General features: G+C 62.6%; 19 protein-coding genes and 2 tRNA genes. 8 read left to right on the forward strand and 13 right to left on the reverse strand.

Annotated features, from left to right (window positions below; genetic code table 11):
• Window positions 1-270: 270 nt before the first annotated feature.
• The 10 genes from DFO50_RS16465 to DFO50_RS16510 form a co-directional block, all read right to left on the reverse strand.
• A tRNA-Pro gene (locus DFO50_RS16465) sits at window positions 271-347 on the reverse strand.
• A 31-nt stretch (window positions 348-378) separates the two neighbouring features.
• Window positions 379-702, reverse strand: coding sequence for a MerR family transcriptional regulator (locus DFO50_RS16470; protein WP_051528995.1), 324 nt, complete (start codon window positions 700-702; stop codon window positions 379-381).
• A gap of 1 nt (window position 703) precedes the next feature.
• Window positions 704-1,006, reverse strand: a complete 303-nt coding sequence (locus DFO50_RS16475; RefSeq protein ID WP_028500005.1) for an integration host factor subunit alpha — start codon at window positions 1,004-1,006, stop codon at window positions 704-706.
• Between the two features lie 106 nt (window positions 1,007-1,112).
• Window positions 1,113-3,476 carry a phenylalanine--tRNA ligase subunit beta gene (gene pheT / locus DFO50_RS16480; protein WP_112692880.1) on the reverse strand — a complete coding sequence of 788 codons (2,364 nt, stop codon included), beginning with the start codon at window positions 3,474-3,476 and terminating at the stop codon, window positions 1,113-1,115.
• A gap of 18 nt (window positions 3,477-3,494) precedes the next feature.
• Window positions 3,495-4,478 carry a phenylalanine--tRNA ligase subunit alpha gene (gene pheS / locus DFO50_RS16485; protein ID WP_028500003.1) on the reverse strand — a complete coding sequence of 328 codons (984 nt, stop codon included), beginning with the start codon at window positions 4,476-4,478 and terminating at the stop codon, window positions 3,495-3,497.
• A 140-nt stretch (window positions 4,479-4,618) separates the two neighbouring features.
• Window positions 4,619-4,978 carry a 50S ribosomal protein L20 gene (gene rplT, locus DFO50_RS16490; protein ID WP_028500002.1) on the reverse strand — a complete coding sequence of 120 codons (360 nt, stop codon included), beginning with the start codon at window positions 4,976-4,978 and terminating at the stop codon, window positions 4,619-4,621.
• 11 nt (window positions 4,979-4,989) lie between these two features.
• The gene (rpmI, locus tag DFO50_RS16495) at window positions 4,990-5,187 is read right to left on the reverse strand and encodes a 50S ribosomal protein L35 (RefSeq protein WP_028500001.1); all 198 of its coding nucleotides are present in this window, start codon (window positions 5,185-5,187) and stop codon (window positions 4,990-4,992) included.
• Between the two features lie 152 nt (window positions 5,188-5,339).
• Complete coding sequence (infC, locus tag DFO50_RS16500; RefSeq protein WP_028500000.1) at window positions 5,340-5,867, reverse strand: translation initiation factor IF-3; 528 nt, start codon at window positions 5,865-5,867, stop codon at window positions 5,340-5,342.
• A gap of 33 nt (window positions 5,868-5,900) precedes the next feature.
• Window positions 5,901-7,802, reverse strand: a complete 1,902-nt coding sequence (thrS, locus tag DFO50_RS16505; RefSeq protein WP_107888701.1) for a threonine--tRNA ligase — start codon at window positions 7,800-7,802, stop codon at window positions 5,901-5,903.
• A 194-nt stretch (window positions 7,803-7,996) separates the two neighbouring features.
• Window positions 7,997-8,073, reverse strand: a tRNA-Val gene (locus DFO50_RS16510).
• Between the two features lie 122 nt (window positions 8,074-8,195).
• Between DFO50_RS16510 and tgt the strand changes: the two genes are divergently transcribed.
• The 3 genes from tgt (at window position 8,196) to secD (ending at window position 11,571) form a co-directional block, all read left to right on the forward strand.
• On the forward strand, window positions 8,196-9,308 hold the full coding sequence (gene tgt / locus DFO50_RS16515) for a tRNA guanosine(34) transglycosylase Tgt (protein WP_028499998.1): 1,113 nt from the start codon (window positions 8,196-8,198) through the stop codon (window positions 9,306-9,308).
• A 92-nt stretch (window positions 9,309-9,400) separates the two neighbouring features.
• Window positions 9,401-9,679, forward strand: a complete 279-nt coding sequence (yajC, locus tag DFO50_RS16520; RefSeq protein WP_107888702.1) for a preprotein translocase subunit YajC — start codon at window positions 9,401-9,403, stop codon at window positions 9,677-9,679.
• Window positions 9,680-9,750: 71 nt separating this feature from the next.
• A complete protein-coding gene (secD, locus tag DFO50_RS16525; RefSeq protein ID WP_107890270.1) occupies window positions 9,751-11,571 on the forward strand; it encodes a protein translocase subunit SecD in 1,821 nt (606 codons plus the stop codon).
• A gap of 110 nt (window positions 11,572-11,681) precedes the next feature.
• On the opposite strand, the gene DFO50_RS16530 is transcribed toward secD, so the two are convergent.
• The gene (locus DFO50_RS16530; protein ID WP_199489878.1) at window positions 11,682-11,936 is read right to left on the reverse strand and encodes a metalloregulator ArsR/SmtB family transcription factor; all 255 of its coding nucleotides are present in this window, start codon (window positions 11,934-11,936) and stop codon (window positions 11,682-11,684) included.
• Window positions 11,937-12,108: 172 nt separating this feature from the next.
• On the opposite strand from DFO50_RS16530, the gene gpmI reads away from it, so the two are divergent.
• From gpmI to argA, 5 genes are all read left to right on the forward strand, one after another.
• Complete coding sequence (gene gpmI / locus DFO50_RS16535) at window positions 12,109-13,635, forward strand: 2,3-bisphosphoglycerate-independent phosphoglycerate mutase (protein ID WP_028499994.1); 1,527 nt, start codon at window positions 12,109-12,111, stop codon at window positions 13,633-13,635.
• Window positions 13,632-14,957 (forward strand): murein hydrolase activator EnvC, encoded by a 1,326-nt coding sequence (locus DFO50_RS16540; RefSeq protein ID WP_028499993.1) that lies wholly within the window; start codon window positions 13,632-13,634, stop codon window positions 14,955-14,957. The genes gpmI and DFO50_RS16540 overlap by 4 nt, the downstream gene beginning before the upstream one ends.
• 34 nt (window positions 14,958-14,991) lie before the next feature.
• On the forward strand, window positions 14,992-16,404 hold the full coding sequence (locus tag DFO50_RS16545) for a S41 family peptidase (protein ID WP_107888703.1): 1,413 nt from the start codon (window positions 14,992-14,994) through the stop codon (window positions 16,402-16,404).
• A gap of 50 nt (window positions 16,405-16,454) precedes the next feature.
• Window positions 16,455-16,838: a hypothetical protein gene (locus DFO50_RS16550; RefSeq protein ID WP_051528993.1), complete on the forward strand. Its 384-nt coding sequence runs from the start codon at window positions 16,455-16,457 to the stop codon at window positions 16,836-16,838.
• Between the two features lie 104 nt (window positions 16,839-16,942).
• The gene (argA, locus tag DFO50_RS16555; protein ID WP_107888704.1) at window positions 16,943-18,256 is read left to right on the forward strand and encodes an amino-acid N-acetyltransferase; all 1,314 of its coding nucleotides are present in this window, start codon (window positions 16,943-16,945) and stop codon (window positions 18,254-18,256) included.
• Window positions 18,257-18,299: 43 nt separating this feature from the next.
• Here argA and DFO50_RS16560 read toward each other — a convergent pair whose 3' ends face one another.
• Both DFO50_RS16560 and DFO50_RS16565 read right to left on the reverse strand, forming a co-directional pair.
• Entirely contained in the window at window positions 18,300-18,584 is a 285-nt protein-coding gene (locus tag DFO50_RS16560; protein ID WP_308418260.1) for a helix-hairpin-helix domain-containing protein, read from the reverse strand.
• 113 nt (window positions 18,585-18,697) lie between these two features.
• Entirely contained in the window at window positions 18,698-19,690 is a 993-nt protein-coding gene (locus DFO50_RS16565) for an RHS repeat-associated core domain-containing protein (RefSeq protein ID WP_107888705.1), read from the reverse strand.
• Window positions 19,691-19,959 lie beyond the last annotated feature (269 nt).

Here is a 19,959-nt window from a genome sequence, read left to right on the forward strand (position 1 = left end):
GGTGCGTCCCTGCGATCATTGCCATGGCCCGATGTGCATGGCGGGCAACGATGTGTGGACAGCATAGGCGCTTTTGCGGCGGAGCGTCATTTTTTCGCGATATGCGGGAATCGCCCGCCCTCGCCCCGGCCGCCGGCCACCATGGAAAAGCCTGCCGCGCGGGTAAACCGGGAGCAGGACCCGGACTGACCGCCGGGACTGATCGGGAACCCAAAACAAAAAGGCCAGCCCGAAGGCTGGCCCTGCTGTTTGGAGCAACTGCAAATTCGTTGGTCGGGGCGGCGGGATTCGAACTCGCGACCCCTTGCACCCCATGCAAGTGCGCTACCAGGCTGCGCCACGCCCCGACTCAGGGTGCGAACTATACCAATGCCGGGGTCACTCGTCAAAGTCCAATGACAGCGTCTCGCGGATCCGGGTCAGCTCGGTGCGCAGCTCGTCGACCGACAGCGGCTGCGGCGCATCCAGCGCCCGCGCGGCCGCCAGTCCGGCGTCACCGCCGCGCAGGGCCTGCGCCCGCAGCCGGGCATGGATCTGCCTGGCCGCCAGTACTTCCTCGCGCCGGTAGTGCCGGCGCTGGACGGCGCTCGGCAGCGCCGATGCAAACTCGGCTTCCCAGCTGCGCAGCACGTGCGGTGCGACGCCGACCAGGCGCGCGGCCTCGTCGACACTGAAATAACGCGCGGTCGGCAGCGCCGGCATGTCAGAGGCTGCGTACGGCATAGTGCGCCTCGACCATCCCCTTGAGCTTCTGGCTGGCGTGGAAGGTGACGACGCGGCGGGCGGTAATCGGGATTTCTTCGCCGGTCTTGGGGTTGCGCCCCGGGCGTTGCGGCTTGTCACGCAACTGGAAATTGCCGAAGCCGGACAGCTTGACCGAGTCGCCCTCTTCCAGCGCGCCACGGATTTCCTCAAAGAAGGATTCAACCATGTCCTTGGACTCCCGCTTGCTGAGGCCCACCCTGTCGAACAGCAAATCGGCAAGCTCTGCCTTGGTCAGCGTCATGACATCCCCTTAACGACTCTTGACTTGATTTTTATTTATTCACGATAACTGAAGACGCCGCGGGTTACGCGGCGTCATGACCTGACATCAACGACCAGCTCCGGCCTCAGAGACGAAGCTTTGCATTCAGCCCGGCGCTAACGGCTTCCACCATCCGCCTGATCGCCGATTCAACGTCTTCATCGGTTAATGTGCGGCTAGTATCCTGCATTAACACCTTGAATGCAAGGCTCTTTTTCCCGTCCTCGATGCCCTTGCCACGGTAGATGTCGAACAGCGACACCGCGTAAACGGCCTCAGGCGCAGCAGCCAGCAGCGCATCGCGGAGCGCATCGTGCGACACGGCTTCGTCGACCATCAGCGCCAGGTCGCGGCGCACCGGCTGGAACTTGCTGACCGGCCGGGCTTCGATGCCGCTGCGTGTGGCCAGGGTGTCGAAATCGAGCTCGAACAGCACCGGCGCGGCCGGCAGGTCGTACTTGTGAACCCAGGCCGGGTGCAGCTCGCCGATCACGCCGACCCGCTTGCCGTCGATCAGGATGTCCGCCGTGCGGCCCGGATGCAGTGCCGGATGCTGGCCGGCGCGGTATACCGCCGCGCGCGGCGCCAGCAGCGCCTCCACGTCAGCCTTCACGTCATGGAAATCGACCCGCTCGCCACTGACGCCCCACTGTTCCGGGTAGCGCGAACCGAAGGCCAGACCGGCCAGCCGTTCCGGCTGCTGCACGCTGGCATCCGCCTGCTTCAGGAATACCCGGGCGATCTCGAACACCCGCACCCGCGACTGCTTGCGGTTCAGGTTCGACACCAGGGTGTCGATCAGTCCGCCGAACAGTGTCGAACGCATGACGCTCATCTGGCTGGCGATCGGATTGATCAGCGTCACCGGATTGGCATTGCCGCCCAGGTCGGCTTCCCACTGCGCATCGACAAACGCGTAGCTGACGATTTCCTGGTAGTCGCGGCAGGCGACACGCCGGCGCAGCTCATGCCGCGGCGTGGCGGTTTCCGGCAGCGGCAGCATGGCCAGCCGGGCACGCGGCGCATCGGCCGGCACGTTCTCATAGCCATGGACGCGGGCGATTTCCTCGATCAGGTCTTCCTCGATCTCGATATCGAAGCGGAAGCTCGGCGGGGTCACACTGAAACCCGCGTCGACTTCGACCGTCTCAAAGCCGAGTCCGGTCAGGATGGCACCAATCTCCTGCTGCGACAGCGTGATGCCGAGCACCTTGTTGACCCGCGCCGTCCGCACCCGCACCGCCGGCTTGACCGGCAGGGTGGACACGGCCTCGCCCAGCGGGCCGGCCTGACCACCGCAGATCGACAGGATCAGCGCCGAGGCGCGTTCGATCGCATCGCGCTGCAGGGCATAGTCGACACCGCGCTCGTAGCGGAACGACGCATCGGAGTTCAGCGTCAGCTTGCGCGCGCGGCCGGCAATGGCTTCGGGCGAGAAGAATGCCGACTCGAGGAACACGTCGACAGTGGTGTCATCCACTTCGCTGTTGGCGCCGCCCATGATCCCGGCCAGCGCAACGGCCTTGTCACCGCTGGTGATCACCAGCATGTCCGGGTCGAGATCGATGGTCTTGCCGTTCAGCAGTGCCAGCGTTTCACCAGGCTGCGCCATGCGCACATGGATGTTGCCGGCAAGTTTGCCAAGGTCGAAGGCATGCAGCGGCTGGCCGAGTTCGAGCAACACATAGTTGGTCACGTCGACCACGGCGGAGATACTGCGCAGCCCGGCCCGTTCCAGACGCTGGCGCATCCAGGCCGGCGTGGCGGCGCGGGCGTCGACACCGCGGATCACGCGACCGATGTAACGCGGGCAGGCCGCGGTGGCATCCACCGTCACCGGCAGCGTGTCGTCGATCGCCGGCGCAACGGCAGTGATCGTCGGCTCGTTCAGTGCAGCGCGGGTCAGCGCGGCGACTTCACGTGCAATGCCGCGCAGGCTCAGGCAGTCGGCCCGGTTCGGGGTGATCTTCAGTTCGAAGGTGGCATCGTCAAGTTGCAGGTAATCGCGGATATCCGCCCCCACCGGCGCGTCGGCCGGCAGGACCAGCAGGCCGTCGACGTCGTCGGGCACGCCAAGTTCCTTGCCCGAGCACAGCATGCCGTTCGACTCGACGCCACGCATTTTGGTCGGCTTGATGCGGAAATCACCCGGCAGCACGGCACCGGACAGCGCGCACGGCACCTTCAGGCCTTCGGCCACATTCGGCGCGCCGCAGACGATCTGCACCCGTTCGCCGTTGCCGACGTCGACTTCGGTCACCCGCAGGCGATCGGCATTCTCGTGCTTGCGCACGCTCTTGACCTCGGCGACCACGACGCCGGAGAAACGCGGCGCGGCCGGCTCGACGCTTTCGACCTCGAGACCGGCCATGGTCAGCAGATGGCTCAGTTGTTCCGTATCCAGCGCCGGGTTGACCCAGTCGCGCAGCCAGATTTCAGAGAATTTCATGTTCAGGCTCCGCTGCGATCAGTTGAACTGCTTGAGGAAATTGAGATCGTTCTCGAAGAAGAGCCGCAGGTCGGTCACGCCGTAGCGCAACATGGCAAAACGGTCCAGCCCGATGCCGAAGGCAAAGCCGGTGTACTTTTCCGCGTCGATATTGACGTTTTTCAGCACGTTCGGATGCACCATCCCGCAGCCGCCCACCTCCAGCCAGCCGTTCTTGCCCAGCACGTCGATCTCGGCCGACGGTTCGGTAAACGGGAAAAAGCTTGGACGGAAGCGCACCTGCAGGTCGTCGCTCTCGAAGAAGCGGCGCAGGAAGTCGGTCATGGTCGCCTTCAGGTCGGCAAAACTGACGCCCTCGTCAACCCACAGACCTTCCATCTGGTGGAACATCGGCGAGTGGGTGGCATCGGAGTCGACGCGATAGACCCGGCCCGGCGCGATAATCTTGATCGGCGGCGCGTTGTTCAGCATGAAACGGGCCTGGATCGGCGAGGTATGCGTGCGCAGCACGTCACCGCCCTCGACGTAGAAGGTGTCCGCCATGGCCCGCGCCGGATGGTTTTCCGGAATGTTCAGCGCCTGGAAGTTGTAGAAGTCGGTTTCGATCTCCGGGCCGTCGGCAATCTCGAAGCCCATCGAGCGGAACAGGGTCGCGATGCGTTCCAGCGTCAGCGTGACCGGGTGCAGGCCGCCCAGGCCGGCGCCGCGCCCCGGCAGCGTCACGTCGAGTGCTTCGGCGGCCAGCTGCTGTGCGAGCCGGGCCGCGTTCAGTTCGTCGCGGCGCTGGTTGTGCGCGGCCTCGAACTGCTGCTTGCCGGCATTGATGGCCGCACCCGCGGTTTTCTTTTCTTCCGGCGACATCTGGCCCAGCTGCTTCAGCAACGCGGTGATTTCGCCGCTCTTGCCGAGATAGCGGGCCTTGACCAGCTCGAGCTCGTTGAGGTCCTGCACCGCGGCCAGCGCGACCAGGCCCTCGGCCAGCAGAGTCTGAATGGTATTCATGGCTATTTCCGTATACGAACGGTTGGCGAAAGCCCCGATTGCGACGCTTTCGCCAGCCGCCCGCCTGTTCAATGTCGTTCCCGTACCGGGTCAGGATAAAAAAAAGGAGGCAAGATGCCTCCTTCTTAATGTCCCGACGCTTAGGCTACGAGGCTTGCCTTCGCCTTTTCGACCAGCTGTGCAAACACAGCCTTGTCGAACACGGCGAGGTCGGCCAGCACCTTGCGGTCGATCTCGATGGCGGCCCGCTTCAGGCCGTTCATGAACTTGCTGTAGCTCAGACCGCATTCACGCGCAGCGGCGTTGATACGGGCGATCCACAGGGCGCGGAACTGGCGTTTGCGTTGACGACGGTCACGGTAAGCGTATTGACCGGCCTTCATCACCGCCTGCTTGGCAACGCGGTATACGTTCTTGCGGCGGCCGCGATAGCCCTTGGCTAGCGCGAGAACTTTTTTATGACGGGCGCGAGCGGTTACACCGCGTTTGACACGAGGCATCTCTTAACTCCTTAGGCGTAGGGCAGCATGGCGCGAACAGAGGCCATATTCGTTTCGTGGACCATGACGGTACCGCGCAACTGGCGCTTGTTCTTGGTGGTCTTCTTGGTAAGGATGTGACGCTTGAAAGCCATCGAGCGTTTCACACCACCGTTGCCCAGGACCTTGAGACGCTTTTTCGCGCTCGACTTGGTTTTCATCTTCGGCATGGAAGTGACTCCTGCGAGTTTTTTAGATTCGACACAGGGTGGCCTTGCGGCACTTGTACACCGTTGTGTCACGCTTTTGTACGGCTTGCGCCGCCTTTCAACGAGATGCGGCGGGCATGCCCGCCGCACTCGGAAACCTGCTGACGCCGGTCCTACTTCTTCTTCGGACCGATCATCATGACCATCTGACGGCCTTCCAGCCGCGGGAACTGTTCGACAATCCCCACTTCGGCCAGATCCGCCTCGACGCGTTTGAGCAGCGCCAGGCCAATATCCTGGTGAGCCATTTCACGGCCGCGGAAGCGCAGCGTGATCTTGGCCTTGTCACCTTCGGTCAGGAAGCGGATCAGGTTGCGCAGTTTGACGTTGTAGTCACCGTCATCCGTGCCCGGCCTGAACTTGATTTCCTTGACCTGGATCTGTTTCTGCTTCTGCTTCTGCTCGTGTTTGCGCTTGGCTTCCTGATACTTGAACTTGCCGTAGTCCATGATCTTGCACACCGGCGGTTGCGCGGTGGGCGCGATCTCGACCAGGTCGAGTTCAAGTTCTTCTGCCTTCGCGAATGCTTCGCGGAGGCTGAGAATGCCAAGCTGTTCCCCTTCGGGCCCTTGCAGGCGGATCTCACGGGCCGTAATTTCGCCGTTGATCCGCGGTTCGCGTTCCTGAGCTATTGCCGTCACTCCAAAAAATACATGACCCGCCGCGCGTCAAAATCAGTGCAGCAGTTCCGACTTGAGTCGTTCGATGAACTGGGAGAGCGGGAGCTGGCCGAGGTCTTCGCCAGTCCGCGCACGCACGGCTACCAGAGCGCCTGCCTTTTCCTTGTCACCGACGATGATCTGATACGGCAACTTTTGCAGGCTGTGTTCGCGGATTTTATAGCTGATCTTCTCGTTTCTCAAGTCAAGATCGACGCGGAAGCCCTGTTTCCTCAGCGATTCGGCAATTTCCGTTGCATATTCGGCCTGTGCTTCGGTGATATTCATCACCACCAGCTGGGTCGGAGCCAGCCACAGCGGCATCGCGCCGGCGTGATGCTCGATCAGGATGCCGATGAAGCGTTCGAGCGAACCGAGGATCGCCCGGTGCAGCATGACCGGGTGTTTGCGGGTGTTGTCCTCGTCCACGTACTCGGCGCCCAGCCGTTCCGGCAGGTTGAAGTCCAGCTGCAGCGTCCCGCACTGCCAGACGCGGCCCAGGCTGTCCTTCAGCGAGAATTCGATCTTCGGGCCGTAGAAGGCCCCTTCGCCCGGCTGCAGCTCGTAGGCCAGCCCCTTGACGTCCAGCGCGGTAGCCAGCGCGGCTTCGGCCTGGTCCCACAGCGCATCGGCGCCGACGCGCTTTTCCGGGCGCGTGGACAGCTTGATCAGGATCTCCTCGAAACCGAAGTCCTTGTACACGCTCTGCAGCAGGTCGATAAAGCGGATCGCCTCATCCTGCATCTGTGCATCGGTGCAGAAAATGTGCGCATCGTCCTGGACGAAGTTGCGCACGCGCATGATGCCGTGCAGCGAGCCGGACGGCTCGTTGCGGTGGCAGGAGCCGAATTCGGCCATGCGGTACGGCAGCTCGCGGTAGCTCTTGATCCCCATGTTGAAGATCTGGATGTGGCACGGGCAGTTCATCGGCTTGACCGCGTAGTCGCGCTTTTCCGACTCGGTGGTAAACATCAGCTCCGAGTACATGTCCCAGTGGCCGGATTTTTCCCATAGCGAGCGGTCGACGATCTGCGGCGTGCGCACTTCCTGGTAGCCGTTCTCGAGGATGGTGCGGCGCATGTACTGTTCGACCTGCTGCCACAGCGTCCAGCCCTTCGGGTGCCAGAACACCATGCCCGGCGCTTCTTCCTGGATATGGAACAGGTCGAGCTGGCGACCCAGCTTGCGGTGGTCGCGCTTCTCCGCCTCTTCCAGCATGTGCAGGTACTGCTCGAGATCTTCCTTCTTCGCCCAGGCGGTGCCGTAGATGCGCTGCAGCATCTCGTTGCGGCTGTCGCCACGCCAGTAGGCGCCGGCCAGCTTCATCAGCTTGAACACCTTGAGCTTGCCGGTCGACGGGACGTGCGGGCCACGACAGAGGTCGGTGAAATCACCCTCGCGATACAGCGACAGCACTTCGCCCTGCGGAATCGACTCGATGATTTCCGCCTTGTAGTTCTCGCCGATCGACTTGAAGTAGGCCACGGCGTCATCGCGCGACATTTCCATGCGCTCGACCGGAATGTCCTTCTTCGCCAGTTCGGCCATCTTCTTTTCGATGGCGATCAGGTCTTCCGGCGTAAACGGACGCTTGTAGCTGAAGTCGTAGTAGAAGCCGTTTTCGATCGCCGGTCCGATGGTGACCTGCGCATCAGGGAACAGCGTCTTGACCGCATAGGCCAGCAGGTGGGCCGTCGAGTGGCGAAGGATGTCGACACCGTCGGCGTCCTTGTCGGTCACGATCGCCAGGTCGGCGTCGTGGTCGATGACAAAGCGGGTATCGACCAGCTTGCCGTCGACCCGCCCCGCCAGCGCGGCGCGCGCAAGGCCGGCGCCGATCGACGCGGCGACATCATGGACGGAAACGGGATGTTCGAATTGGCGGACGGAACCGTCCGGCAGGCGAATGGCAGGCATGTGTGATCCCCTGGCTTGAAGCCACAAAAACCGGCACGCGATTCCCGCCGCCGGGAAAAAAAGCAAAAAAAAAGTGCGGTCTGAGCCGCACTTTTTAGTATCAGAAGTTCTCTAGATGGCCCGACCAAACAGTAATGGCTGTCCGGTGTTTTCAGTTCGGGCGTTCATCTGGATTACTCCGATTAGGAATGTGTTGGTAGGCACGATTGGACTCGAACCAACGACCCCCACCATGTCAAGGTGGTGCTCTAACCAGCTGAGCTACGTGCCTGCCGAGGAACCGAACTATACCGACACTCTTTTCCTGACGCAAGCCCCTTTTCGGAGAAATCTTCGCCAGCATCCAAGTGCGTTATACTAGCGCCCTGATTTTACACTCTTTCCCGCGATTTCATGCTCGAATTCAAATTGCTAAAACAAAGCGGCGCCGCGCGCCGCGGCGAGCTGACGCTCAATCACGGCGTGGTCCAGACACCGGTTTTCATGCCGGTAGGCACTTATGGATCGGTCAAGGCGATGACGCCGGACAATCTGCACGACATCGGCGCGCAGATCATCCTCGGCAACACCTTTCACCTGTGGTTGCGTCCCGGCCTGGATATCGTCGGCAAGTTCGGCGGCCTGCACGACTTCATCGGCTGGCAGAAACCGATCCTGACCGACTCGGGCGGCTTCCAGGTATTCAGCCTCGGCCAGTTGCGCAAGATCACCGAGGAAGGCGTGACCTTCCAGAGCCCGATCAATGGCGACAAGCTGTTCCTGTCGCCGGAAGTGTCGATGCAGATCCAGACGGTACTGAACTCCGACATCGTCATGCAGCTGGACGAGTGCACGCCAGGCCAGGTCGACCACCGCACCGCCGGCGAGTCGATGCGCATGAGCCTGCGCTGGGCCGAGCGCAGCCGCAACGCATTCAATGACCTGAAGAATCCGAATGCGCTGTTCGGCATCGTCCAGGGCAACCTGTATACCGACCTGCGCCAGGAGTCGCTGGAAGGGCTGATGAAGATCGGCTTCGACGGCATCGCCATCGGCGGGCTGTCGGTCGGCGAGCCGAAGCCGGAGATGTACCGGATGATGCGCGAGCTGCAGCCGATGCTGCCGGCAGACAAACCGCACTATCTTATGGGTGTCGGTACGCCGGAAGATCTGGTCCATGGCGTCGCCAACGGCATCGACATGTTCGACTGCGTGATGCCGACCCGCAATGCGCGCAATGGCTGGCTGTTCACCCAGTGGGGCGACATCAAGATCAAGAATGCCCGTCATCGCGACGACAAGCGCCCGCTGGACGAGCAGTGCGACTGCTATGCCTGCCGCCATTTCAGCCGCGCCTACCTGCATCACCTGCATCGTGCCGGCGAGATTCTCGGTGCCCAGCTCAATACCATCCACAACCTGCATTATTACCAGCAGTTGATGGCTGAAATGCGCCAGGCGATCGAAGACGACCGCTTCGCCGATTATGAGGCCGGCTTCCACGAACGGCGCGCCCGCGGGGCCTGATTCCCGCGCCGCAAACCGGCATAAGGTGCAGCCAAGCGCCTTTCCGTTACAATGTGCCGTTTCATTTCATTCCCATCCGGAGATTCACCAAGATGAACGAACAACTGATGTCGTTCCTGCCGATGATTGTCATCTTCATCCTGTTCTGGTTCCTGCTGGTTCGCCCGCAGCAGAAGAAGATGAAGGAACAGAAGGCCATGCTCGAAGCGCTGCAAAAGGGCGACGAAGTGCTGACCCAGGCCGGCATGATCGGCCGCATCACCAAGCTCGACGGCAACGATGTGACGGTCGAGGTTGCCAAGGGTGTAGAAATCCAGTTCCAGCGTGCCGCAATCGGCAACAAACTGGAAAAAGGCAGCTACAAGGGATAAATTCCCGCCTGCCATGCCGCGCCGCGTGATCCCACGCGGCGCGAATCGTTTTCATCTGCCCCCAAGTCACCATGAACCGCTACCCCCTCTGGAAGTACCTGATCATTGCGGTGGCGCTGGTCGTGAGTGCGATCTACACGCTGCCGAATTTCTACGGTGAAAGCCCGGCGGTGCAGGTCTCCAGCACTCGCAGCGCTTATCCGGTCGACGCCACGCTGATGGATCGCGTCGAGACCCTGCTGAAGGACAAGCACCTTTCGCCCGTTGGCGCCTATCTGGACAACGGCAGCCTGAAGGTCCGCTTCCAGACGCCGGACGAACAACTGAAGGCGCGCGATGCCATCCAGTCGCAACTCGGCGACAACTACATCGTCGCGCTGAACCTGCTGTCGTCGTCGCCGGACTGGCTGGCCAATATCAAGGCCCACCCGATGTTCCTCGGCCTCGACCTGCGCGGCGGCGTTCACTTCCTGCTCGAAGTGGACATGAAGGCTGCCGTCGACAAGACGCTCGAACGCTACTCCGGCGATATCCGCCGCGAGTTGAAGGCGCAGAAGATCCGTTACGGCCAGATCCGCCGCAATGGTGACTCGCTGTCGATCAGCGCGCGCGATGGCGAGACGCTGAACCGCATCTCCGACGTCATCGCCCGCCAGATCCCGAACCTGACACTGAAGACCGACGACGCCAGCAACACGATCACCGCCTCGCTGTCGCAGGCCGAACTGCAGAAAGTGCAGACCGACGCCGTCAAGCAGAACATCACCACCCTGCACAACCGGGTGAACGAGCTCGGCGTGGCCGAACCGATCATCCAGCAGTCCGGCCCGAACCGGATCGTGGTGCAGCTGCCGGGGGTGCAGGACACGGCCAAGGCCAAGGACATTCTCGGTCGCACCGCGACGCTGGAAGTGCGCCTGGTCGAGGACGACAGCCAGAAGCTGGCTGACGCCGTCAACGGCATGACGCCGGCCGGCTACGACCTGATGAACGAAGTCGGTTCCGGCGGCGAGCCGCGGCCGATCCTGGTGCGCAAGGATGTCGAGCTGACCGGCGACAACATCAATGACGCGCAGCCGGGCTTCGACGAAAACGGCGGTGCCGCCGTGCTGATCAACCTCGACAGCACCGGCGCCAGCATCTTCCGCCAGGTCACGGCCGAGAACATCAACCGCCGCATGGCGATGATCCTGGTCGAAAAGGGCAAGGGCGAAGTGGTGACCGCACCGGTCATCCGCGGTGAAATCGGCGGCGGTCGCGTGCAGATTTCCGGCTCGATGAACCCGGCCGAGGCCAATGACGTCGCGCTGCTGCTGCGCGCCGGTTCGCTGGCCGCACCGATGAACATCATCGAGGAACGCACGGTCGGCCCGTCGCTGGGTGCCGAGAACATCAGGAAGGGCTTCGACTCCACGCTGTACGGCTTCGCCGCCATGGCGATCTTCATGATTCTCTACTACCGCGTGTTCGGCGTGATTTCGGCGCTGTCGCTGGCCGCCAACGTGCTGATGCTAATCGCCCTGCTGTCGATGCTGCAGGCTACGCTGACGCTGCCGGGCATTGCCGCCATCGCGCTGGCCCTGGGCATGGCCATTGACGCGAACGTGCTGATCAACGAGCGGATACGGGAGGAGCTGCGCAATGGCGTGACGCCGCAGGCGGCGATCAAGGCCGGCTACGAGCATGCGTGGCATACCATCCTCGACTCGAACATCACCACGCTGATCGCCGGTGTCGCCCTGCTGATCTTCGGCTCCGGCCCGGTGCGCGGCTTTGCCGTCGTGCACTGCCTCGGCATCATGACCTCGATGTTCACCGCGGTGCTGGTCTCGCGCGGTATCGTCAACCTGGCCTACGGTTCGCGCCGTCGCCTGACGAGCCTGCCGATCTGATGCACGGCACGCCCGGGGGCAACCCCGGGCAGGCGCAAAAAAGGGCACCCATCCGGGTGCCCTTTTACATGTACTTGACCGATTGCGACGACGGCGAGCGGGCCTGCCGGCTACTCGCTGAAGCCACAGAAGACTTCGCGCATCATCTTCAGCACTTCCAGTGTACGCAGATCGCCAACCCGGTAATAAACGCGGTTGGCGTCCTTGCGCGTACGCAATACTCCCTTGTCCCGCATGATGGCCAGATGCTGGGAAATATTCGACTGGGAGGTACCGACCTTGTCGACAATATCCTGTACGCTGACCTCCCGGTCGCCCAGCACCGAGATGATCTTCAAACGCAGAGGATGTGACATCGCCTTCATGGCGCGGGATGTCTGTTCGATGTGATCATCAGAGAAAAGCAAGGTAAGTGCTCCCGAACATCAGGCGGACATGGCGCCCAAGCAATTTCAATCGTTAAAATACTAACTTGAAACGTCCCAATCATCAAGAAGTTCTAATATACACATTGATTAAAATTCACAAATTGCCATTATGAAAAACGTCACTCCGGTCCTTCTTCTGATCCTTGACGGCTTCGGCCACCGCGCAGAAGGCGACGACAACGCCATCCTGCACGCCCGCAAGCCCAACCTCGACCGGCTGATGGCCACGCATGCCTGCGGCACCATAGACGCGTCCGAGCGCGCCGTGGGTCTGCCAACCGGACAATTCGGCAATTCCGAGGTCGGTCACCTAAACATAGGCGCAGGCCGCGTCGTTACCCAGGACATCAGCCGCATCGACCTCGACATCGAGGAAAACCTGTTCGACCGCAACCCGGCCTTCCTGCAGGCTTTCGCCGCCGCCCGCGGTCATGCGCTGCACCTGTTCGGCCTGCTGTCCGACGGCGGCGTCCACAGCCATGAAAACCATATCCACGCGCTGATCCGTGCCGCACAGGCGGCCGGGGTCGCAGATATCCGCCTGCACGCCTTTCTCGATGGCCGCGATACGCCACCGCGCAGCGCCGATACCTATCTGCGCCGACTCGACGCCGTGCTGGCCGAATGCCCGAATGCCCGTCTGGCCTCGGTCTGCGGCCGTTTCTTCGCCATGGACCGCGACAAGCGCTGGGACCGCGTGGCCCAGGCCTGCCGGCTGGTGGTTGACGGCGAGGCACCGTACCAGGCCGAGACCGGTGTGGCCGCGCTTGCCGCCGCCTATGCACGCGACGAGAACGACGAATTCGTCAAACCGACCGTAATCGGTGCCCCCGGCCGCATCGAAGACGGCGACGCGGTCCTGTTCATGAATTTCCGCGCCGACCGGGCGCGCGAACTGACCAGCGCGCTGACCGACCCGGCCTTCGACGGTTTCCCGGTCCGCCAGCCGCGACTGGGGTTCTTCGGCACGCTGACCCGCTACGGCGCCGACTATGCGCACCATGTCATCGCCTACCAGCCACAACAGATTCATAACGGCTTCGGCGAATATGTCGCCGCGCTGGGGCTGAATCAGCTCCGCATCGCCGAAACCGAGAAATATCCGCACGTGACGTACTTCTTCAATGGCGGCGAGGAGAAGGTCTATCCGGGCGAAGACCGCATCCTGGTACCGTCACCGAAGGTCGAAACCTACGATCTGCAGCCGGAAATGAGCGCTCCCGAAGTCACCGCCAACATCCTGGCCGCCATCGCCAGCGGCAAGTACCAGGCCATCATCTGCAACTTCGCCAACGGCGACATGGTCGGCCATACCGGCAACTTCGACGCGGCAGTCAGGGCGGTCGAAGCCCTGGACGACTGCGTCGGCCGCTGCGTCGATGCCATGCTGGCCGCCGGCGGCGAGGTGCTGATCACCGCCGACCACGGCAACTGCGAGCAGATGGACGACAAGATTCACCATCAGCCCCACACCCAGCATACGACCAACGTGGTACCGTTCTGCTACGTGAGCCCCCGCTCGGCGACCATCGCCACAGGGGGGGCGCTGAAGGATGTCGCCCCCACCCTGTTGGCCATGATGGGCGTTCCGGTTCCGGCCGAGATGACTGGCCATTCCCTGATCCAGTACCAGTGACACATAGACTCTCGCTACTCGCCCTGTTGCTGTCCGGCGCCGCCATTGCGGCCCCGGCCGGCAATGCGCCGTTGACCACGGCACCGGTCCAGCAGGATCTGAAAGAAATCCGCAGTCAGATCAGTACGCTGAAGAAAGACATCAAGGAAAAGGAATCCGACCGCGCCGAAGCCAGTGACGCGCTGAAGCAGTCCGCCAGCGCCATCGCCGCCGCCAACCAGCTGCTGCAGGACCTGAATCTCAAGCAGTCCAGCAGCGAGCGGGAAATCCAGCGGGTCGAAAACCAGATTGCCGAGACGCAGAAGCAGATCGACGGTACGCGCACGCGCGTCGGTCACATCCTGAAAGCACAGTACGAGCACCGGCAGTCCGCCGACGCCCTCGCCGTGCTGCTCAAGCAGCAGGACCCGAACCAGGCAGCCCGCGACCTGCAGTACTACGGTTATCTGTCGCGCGCCCAGCAAAAGCAGTTCACCCAGTTGAAGCAGCAGGTCGGCGAGCTGGAACAGCTGTCCGCCCAGTTGCAGCAGGAAAAGAACAAGCTCAGTTCGCTGAGTTCGGAGCGGCAGCGCAAGAAGCAGGACCTGCTGAAGCAGCAGGATGCGCATGCCACGCTGGTGTCGCAGCTGTCGCGCGAAATTGCCAGCAAGCAGACGCAGATGACCAAGCTGCAGGAAGACCAGAAACGCCTGACCAGCCTGATTGCCCAGATCCAGCAGCAGATCGCCGAGCGCAAGCGCGAAGCCGCGCGTCAGCGCGCCGAGGCGCGCCGCAAGGCGCAGCTCGAAGCCAAACGCGAGGCTCAGCGTGAAGACCAGCGCCGGGCGCAGGAAGCCCGCAAGGCCGGCAAGCCGGCACCGGCACCGGTGGCCGTGCGGCAGATTCCCGAGGAGCGCGTCGACGAAGCCGCCGACAGCTCGGCCGCCGGCCGCAGCTTCGTATCGCTGAAAGGCCGCATGCGGCTGCCGGTCGCCGGCAGCATTGCCGGTCATTTCGGCGAGCGCCGCAGTGAGGGCACCACCTGGCGCGGCCTGTTCATCAAGGCCGCCCCTGGCCAGGCCGTCCATGCCGTTGCCGATGGCCGCGTTGTCTATGCAGACAGCTTGCGCGGTTTCGGCAACATGCTAATCATTGACCATGGCGGCAGTTACATGAGCATCTACGGTGGCGGCGACAGTTTGACCAAAGCAGTCGGCACACAGATACGCGCAGGTGATACTGTTGCCACTACCGGCAGTACAGGCAATTTGGGCGATAGCGGCATTTATTTCGAGATCCGCCACCAGGGCCAGCCACTCAACCCGACAAGCTGGGCACGCTGATCGCCCGCACCCGCATAGTCATCAGGAGAATTACATGCAAAACCGGCGGCAAAAATTCGCACTCGTCAGCGCCGGCGCCATTGTCGGTGCCGTGCTGACGCTGTCGATCACGGCCGCGGCCGACAAGGACACGCTGGCCCCCCTGCCGCTCAACGAGCTGAGGACGTTTGCCGAAGTCTACGGACGCATCAAGTCCGATTATGTCGAGCCGGTCGACGACAAGAAGCTGATTACCGAGGCCATCAACGGCATGGTATCGGGCCTCGATCCGCACTCCAGCTATCTGGATCCGGAAGCATTCAAGGAACTGCGTGAGGGTACGCAGGGCGAGTTCGGCGGTCTGGGCATCGAAATCGGCATGGAAGACGGTCTGGTGAAGATCGTGTCGCCGATCGAGGATACCCCCGCCGCCAAGGCCGGGCTGAAGAGCGGCGACCTGATCATCAAGATCGACGATACGCCGGTGCGTGGCCTGTCCAGCACCGATGCGGTCAAGCGCATGCGCGGCAAGCCGGGCACCAGGGTCACGCTGACCATCGCCCGCAAGAGCGAGGCCAAGTCGTTCAACGTGCAACTGACCCGCGCGATCATCAAGACCAAGAGCGTCAAGTTCAAGCTGCTGGAACCGGATATCGGCTATGTCCGCATCACCCAGTTCCAGGAGCACACGGTCGAGAACCTGGCCCAGGCACTCGCCACGCTGTACAAGGACAACAAGCGCCCGCTGAAGGGCCTGCTGCTCGACCTGCGTGACGATCCGGGTGGTTTGCTGAACGCCGCAGTCGGCGTGTCGGCGGCCTTCCTGCCGCAGAACAAGCTGGTGGTCTACACCGAAGGGCGCACCCCGGACGCGAAGATGCAGCTGACGACCGACCCGGCCAACTATCCGCGCGACCCGCGCAGCAAGGATGACCCGCTGAAGGGGCTGCCGGCCGAAGCCAAGAACGTGCCGATGGTCGTGCTGGTCAATGCCGGCACTGCGAGCGCGTCCGAAATCGTCACCGGTGCGCTGCAGGACTACAAGCGCGCGGTAGTGGTCGGTACGCAGACCTTCGGCAAGGGCTCGGTGCAGTCGATCCTGCCGCTGGGCAGTGCCGGTGGCATCAAGCTGACCACGGCGCGGTATTTCACGCCGAAGGGCACCTCGATCCAGGCCAAGGGCATTACCCCGGACGTCACGGTCGAAGCCATCCAGCCGGACAGCGACAAGAAGCAGGTGGCGCTGCCGATCATCCGCGTGCGCGAAGCCGATCTGAACCATCACCTGTCCAATCCGAACGGGGACAGCAAGGGCAAGGCCACTCCGCAACCGGAAGTACCGGCGGCGCCGGAAACGACCGAACCGTCGCGCGTCGACCCGCGTGACCCGGATCCGAAGACCGACAACCAGCTGGCCCAGGCCTTGAACATCCTCAAGGTCCAGCAAATACTGGACAAGAAGAACTGATGTCCATGCCGCCGGCAGTTGCCGGCGGCGCTTCTTCCGGAGAACAGCCCATGCCGGACCGGGAACTGAGCAAGTGCCGCGACATTGTCGTGCTCGCAGAGCCGGATGCGGCCGCGGCGCTGCTCGGTCGCCTGCCCGGCGTGTCGGCACAGGCGTTTCCGGACCAGCAGCGGGTCACGGTGCGCTATGACGTCGACCAGCATCAGTACCAGCAGCTCAGGGCATTGCTGCTGCAGTGCGGCTTCCCGCTCGAGGACAGCCACTACGCAAGGATGCGCGATGCGCTGATCGACTACAGCGAATCAGTCCAGCTGCACAATCTCGGCGTCCCGGCCACAGCCCTGAAATCGCGTGAAGCCTATATGCACGTGTATGAACAGCACATGCATGGCGATCACGACGCCACACCGGAAGAACTGCGCCGCGAGCTGTAAGCTGTTCATGCTCGCCGGCAATACGTCTGTACGCCTGTCACGATGCAGCGCACAATCCACTGACATCGTCATTCTTTCCGTCCCACCTCCAACATACTCCCGTCATGACTAGCCACGAATTTGTCCAGTGCCTGCGTGAAGCCGCTCCGTATATCCATACTTTTCGCGGCAAGACCTTTGTTATCGGTTTCGGTGGAGAGGTGGTCGACCAGCGACGATTCGCCTCGCTGTCGCACGATATCAACCTGCTGGTCAGCCTTGGCGTCCGCATTATCCTGGTCCATGGCGCCCGCCCGCAGGTCGAGGCCCAGCTCAAGTTCCGTGGCATTGCCCGCCGTTTCCATCAGGACTACCGGCTGACCGACCTGGCCAGTCTGGAAGTGGTCAAGCAGGCCATCGGCTATACCCGTGCCGAAATCGAAGCCCAGCTGTCGGTCGCCATGCCCGATTCGCCAATGGCCGGTGCCAATCTGCGCGTCGCCTGTGGCAACTTCATCATTGCCCGTCCGCTCGGTGTCATCGACGGGATCGACATGCAGTACAGCGGCCAGATCCGCAAGCTGGAAACCGCTGCCATCAAGGCCCGGCTCGATGCCGGTGACCTGGTGCTGCTGTCACCGCTCGGCTACTCGCCGACTGGCGAGATCTTCAATCTGCGCATGGAAGACGTCGCGACCCAGGCCGCCATCTCGCTGAAGGCGGACAAGCTGATGTTCCTGGTCGACAGCCCGTCCGGCGTCGTCGACGCGGATGGCCAGCGCATGAAGGAGTTTATCGTTCGCGAGGCGGAAACCTGGCTGCAGACTGAAGCCAGCCACCTCAGCGACGAGGTCCGCCGCTCGATGAACGCCGCCGTGCTCGCCAGCCGGCACGGTATCAAGCGGGCGCATCTGGTCGCCCAGAGCGACGGCGCGCTGCTGCAGGAGCTGTTCACCCATGATGGCAGCGGCACCATGATCGCGCCCGAAGCCCTGCTGGTCATGCGCCGGGCCGATATCGACGACGTCGGCAGCATCCTCGGCCTGATCGAACCGCTGGAGCGCGACGGTCTGCTGGTCAAGCGGGGACGAGAGCTGATCGAGATGGAGATTGGCTATTACTCGGTCATCGAACACGACAACAAGATCACCGGCTGCGTGGCGCTGTACCCGTTCCCGGAAAGCCAGATGGGTGAACTGGCCTGTCTGGCCGTGTCCCAGCAGTGGCAGAGCCGCGGTCATGGCGATGCACTGCTGCGGCATACCGAGCAGCGTGCGCGCCAGCTTGGCCTGGAACGCCTGTTCGTGCTGACGACCCAGACCGCACACTGGTTTGTCGAACGCGGTTTTGTCGAGGCGGAGCTGTCCGAACTGCCACTGCGCAAACAGGAACTGTACAACTACCAGCGTCGTTCCAAGGCTTTCGTCAAGATGCTCTGATGCACCATCGCACCAGAAGGCGGCCATGTGGCCGCCTTCTGTCTTATTTCTTCACCGCCGGTTTCGGTGGCGCTTTCGTCCCGAGCTGCAGCTCGGGCTTCATCTTCTCCAGTGATTTCGGCCCGATCCCGTCAACCTTGCTCAGATCGTCCAGCGACTTGAACGGGCCGTTGCGACTGCGGTAATCGACGATGGCCCGTGCCTTGGCCGGGCCGATGCCTTTGACCGCCTCCAGTTGCTGTGCGCTGGCACTGTTGACATCCACCGCGGCAAGGACCGGCACACTCCACGCCAGGGCCAGCCATACCCACACCCATTGCCTGATCACGATGCACTCCCGTTGACTGTCGGAGCCCACACCGTACGCCGGCAGTGCTGCCTGCCCCAAATCGGGTGACAAGCAGCGTGGCAAGAATGTCACAGGACAGGCGGCACTCGCCGCTATACGACATGCCGGACACGGTTGACGAACCGGACCGGCTGGCCGAGGCGGGAATCGAAAAGCAGATAGTGGCGATGGCTGCGGGTGTACATCATCCTGGAAACAGGAGCATCGAAAGCAATCACATCCCGGCGCAGCATGCTGGAAATAATGGCCGCATTGGAATTCCTTCCGTTCCGGGTTGCATAGCAGGACAGCAGATACAGCGGGCCGCTGCGGTCGCTGTCACGATAAGCCTTGAGGTAGCGACCCACGATAATGCTCCAGTCCAGCGCCGACAGTCTGGAACCGGCAGGACCGTACAGCGCGGCATCCCGGCTGCCATGCGTGGCAATCAGCGAACCATCCCGGAAGCGCGACTGGAACAGGAACAGATTGCCATTCTCGAGAGAAAGAAAATCGGGCTTCCGGGCCGAACCAACCAGCAAGCGGCCCGAGGCTTTGGCATAGAGGCCGGCCGAAGGCAGCAGCGCCCCGAATACCGTTGCCGCAATGCCCAGGCCCAGTGAAGCCCAGCCCAGCGCGCGCGAGGCCTCGGGGTGCGTCTCCTCCAGCACGGAGGACAGGATCCCGGTCACGTTGGCGCCAACCCCGAGCACTGCCGGCGTCATGAGCAGCCAGGACACCAGGCTGGTCAGCGGCAAGGCCACCGCCCCGAAAGTCAGTGCAGTCAGGAAGATACCCAGTATGCCGAATGCCAGCCCGATGCCTGCCTGAATGCTCATGGCAGCATAGCCGGACGGATCGGTGCGATTGACCGGATCGGCCTCGCAGAAAGCGTACGGATTCCTGCCACCTGCCGAGAACGGGCTGAACGGGTCCATGCGCAGGAAACGCTGCGCAGTGGGATCATAGCTGCGTGCACCATTGCCGAGGTGATACAGCGGCGCTCTCTGCCCAACCCAGTCGACCAGTTCGCCATGCATGCCAATGCGCAGTCGCGCACCGGCCGTCATGGCCGCTGAAGCCAGCCCCGCCCTTCCTGTCAGCATCTGCGTCCCCTTTTCACTCCGTTTCTGGTGCTATAGGCGATGCCGGAGGCCGGCACAGCAGCCTGCCGACGGGCGGAGAATGGCCGTAAAAAAGCCCCCCGGGCATGGCACGGGGGGCGGCTTTGCGCATTCAGTCGCACCAATGAAAGAAGCCCTCGTACAGGGTACGAGGGCTTCAGTATAGGACCTGGCGGTGACCTACTTTCGCATGGGCAAGTGCCACACTATCATCGGCGCAAAGCAGTTTCACGGTCCTGTTCGGGATGGGA

Source organism: Microvirgula sp. AG722 (genome assembly GCF_003269145.1).
Taxonomy (GTDB): Bacteria; Pseudomonadota; Gammaproteobacteria; order Burkholderiales; family Aquaspirillaceae; genus Microvirgula; species Microvirgula aerodenitrificans.

Coding starts and splice junctions, on each gene's coding strand:
- pheT (WP_112692880.1), bottom strand. CDS start 3,476: ATGAAATTCTCTGAAATCTGGCTGCGCGACTGGGTCAACCCGGCGCTG.
- DFO50_RS16565 (WP_107888705.1), bottom strand. CDS start 19,690: ATGCTGACAGGAAGGGCGGGGCTGGCTTCAGCGGCCATGACGGCCGGT.
- argA (WP_107888704.1), top strand. CDS start 16,943: ATGACTAGCCACGAATTTGTCCAGTGCCTGCGTGAAGCCGCTCCGTAT.
- rplT (WP_028500002.1), bottom strand. CDS start 4,978: ATGCCTCGTGTCAAACGCGGTGTAACCGCTCGCGCCCGTCATAAAAAA.
- DFO50_RS16470 (WP_051528995.1), bottom strand. CDS start 702: ATGCCGGCGCTGCCGACCGCGCGTTATTTCAGTGTCGACGAGGCCGCG.
- pheS (WP_028500003.1), bottom strand. CDS start 4,478: ATGAATACCATTCAGACTCTGCTGGCCGAGGGCCTGGTCGCGCTGGCC.
- thrS (WP_107888701.1), bottom strand. CDS start 7,802: ATGCCTGCCATTCGCCTGCCGGACGGTTCCGTCCGCCAATTCGAACAT.
- DFO50_RS16475 (WP_028500005.1), bottom strand. CDS start 1,006: ATGACGCTGACCAAGGCAGAGCTTGCCGATTTGCTGTTCGACAGGGTG.
- yajC (WP_107888702.1), top strand. CDS start 9,401: ATGAACGAACAACTGATGTCGTTCCTGCCGATGATTGTCATCTTCATC.
- gpmI (WP_028499994.1), top strand. CDS start 12,109: ATGAAAAACGTCACTCCGGTCCTTCTTCTGATCCTTGACGGCTTCGGC.
- rpmI (WP_028500001.1), bottom strand. CDS start 5,187: ATGCCGAAGATGAAAACCAAGTCGAGCGCGAAAAAGCGTCTCAAGGTC.
- tgt (WP_028499998.1), top strand. CDS start 8,196: ATGCTCGAATTCAAATTGCTAAAACAAAGCGGCGCCGCGCGCCGCGGC.
- secD (WP_107890270.1), top strand. CDS start 9,751: ATGAACCGCTACCCCCTCTGGAAGTACCTGATCATTGCGGTGGCGCTG.
- DFO50_RS16530 (WP_199489878.1), bottom strand. CDS start 11,936: ATGAAGGCGATGTCACATCCTCTGCGTTTGAAGATCATCTCGGTGCTG.
- DFO50_RS16545 (WP_107888703.1), top strand. CDS start 14,992: ATGCAAAACCGGCGGCAAAAATTCGCACTCGTCAGCGCCGGCGCCATT.
- DFO50_RS16550 (WP_051528993.1), top strand. CDS start 16,455: ATGCCGGACCGGGAACTGAGCAAGTGCCGCGACATTGTCGTGCTCGCA.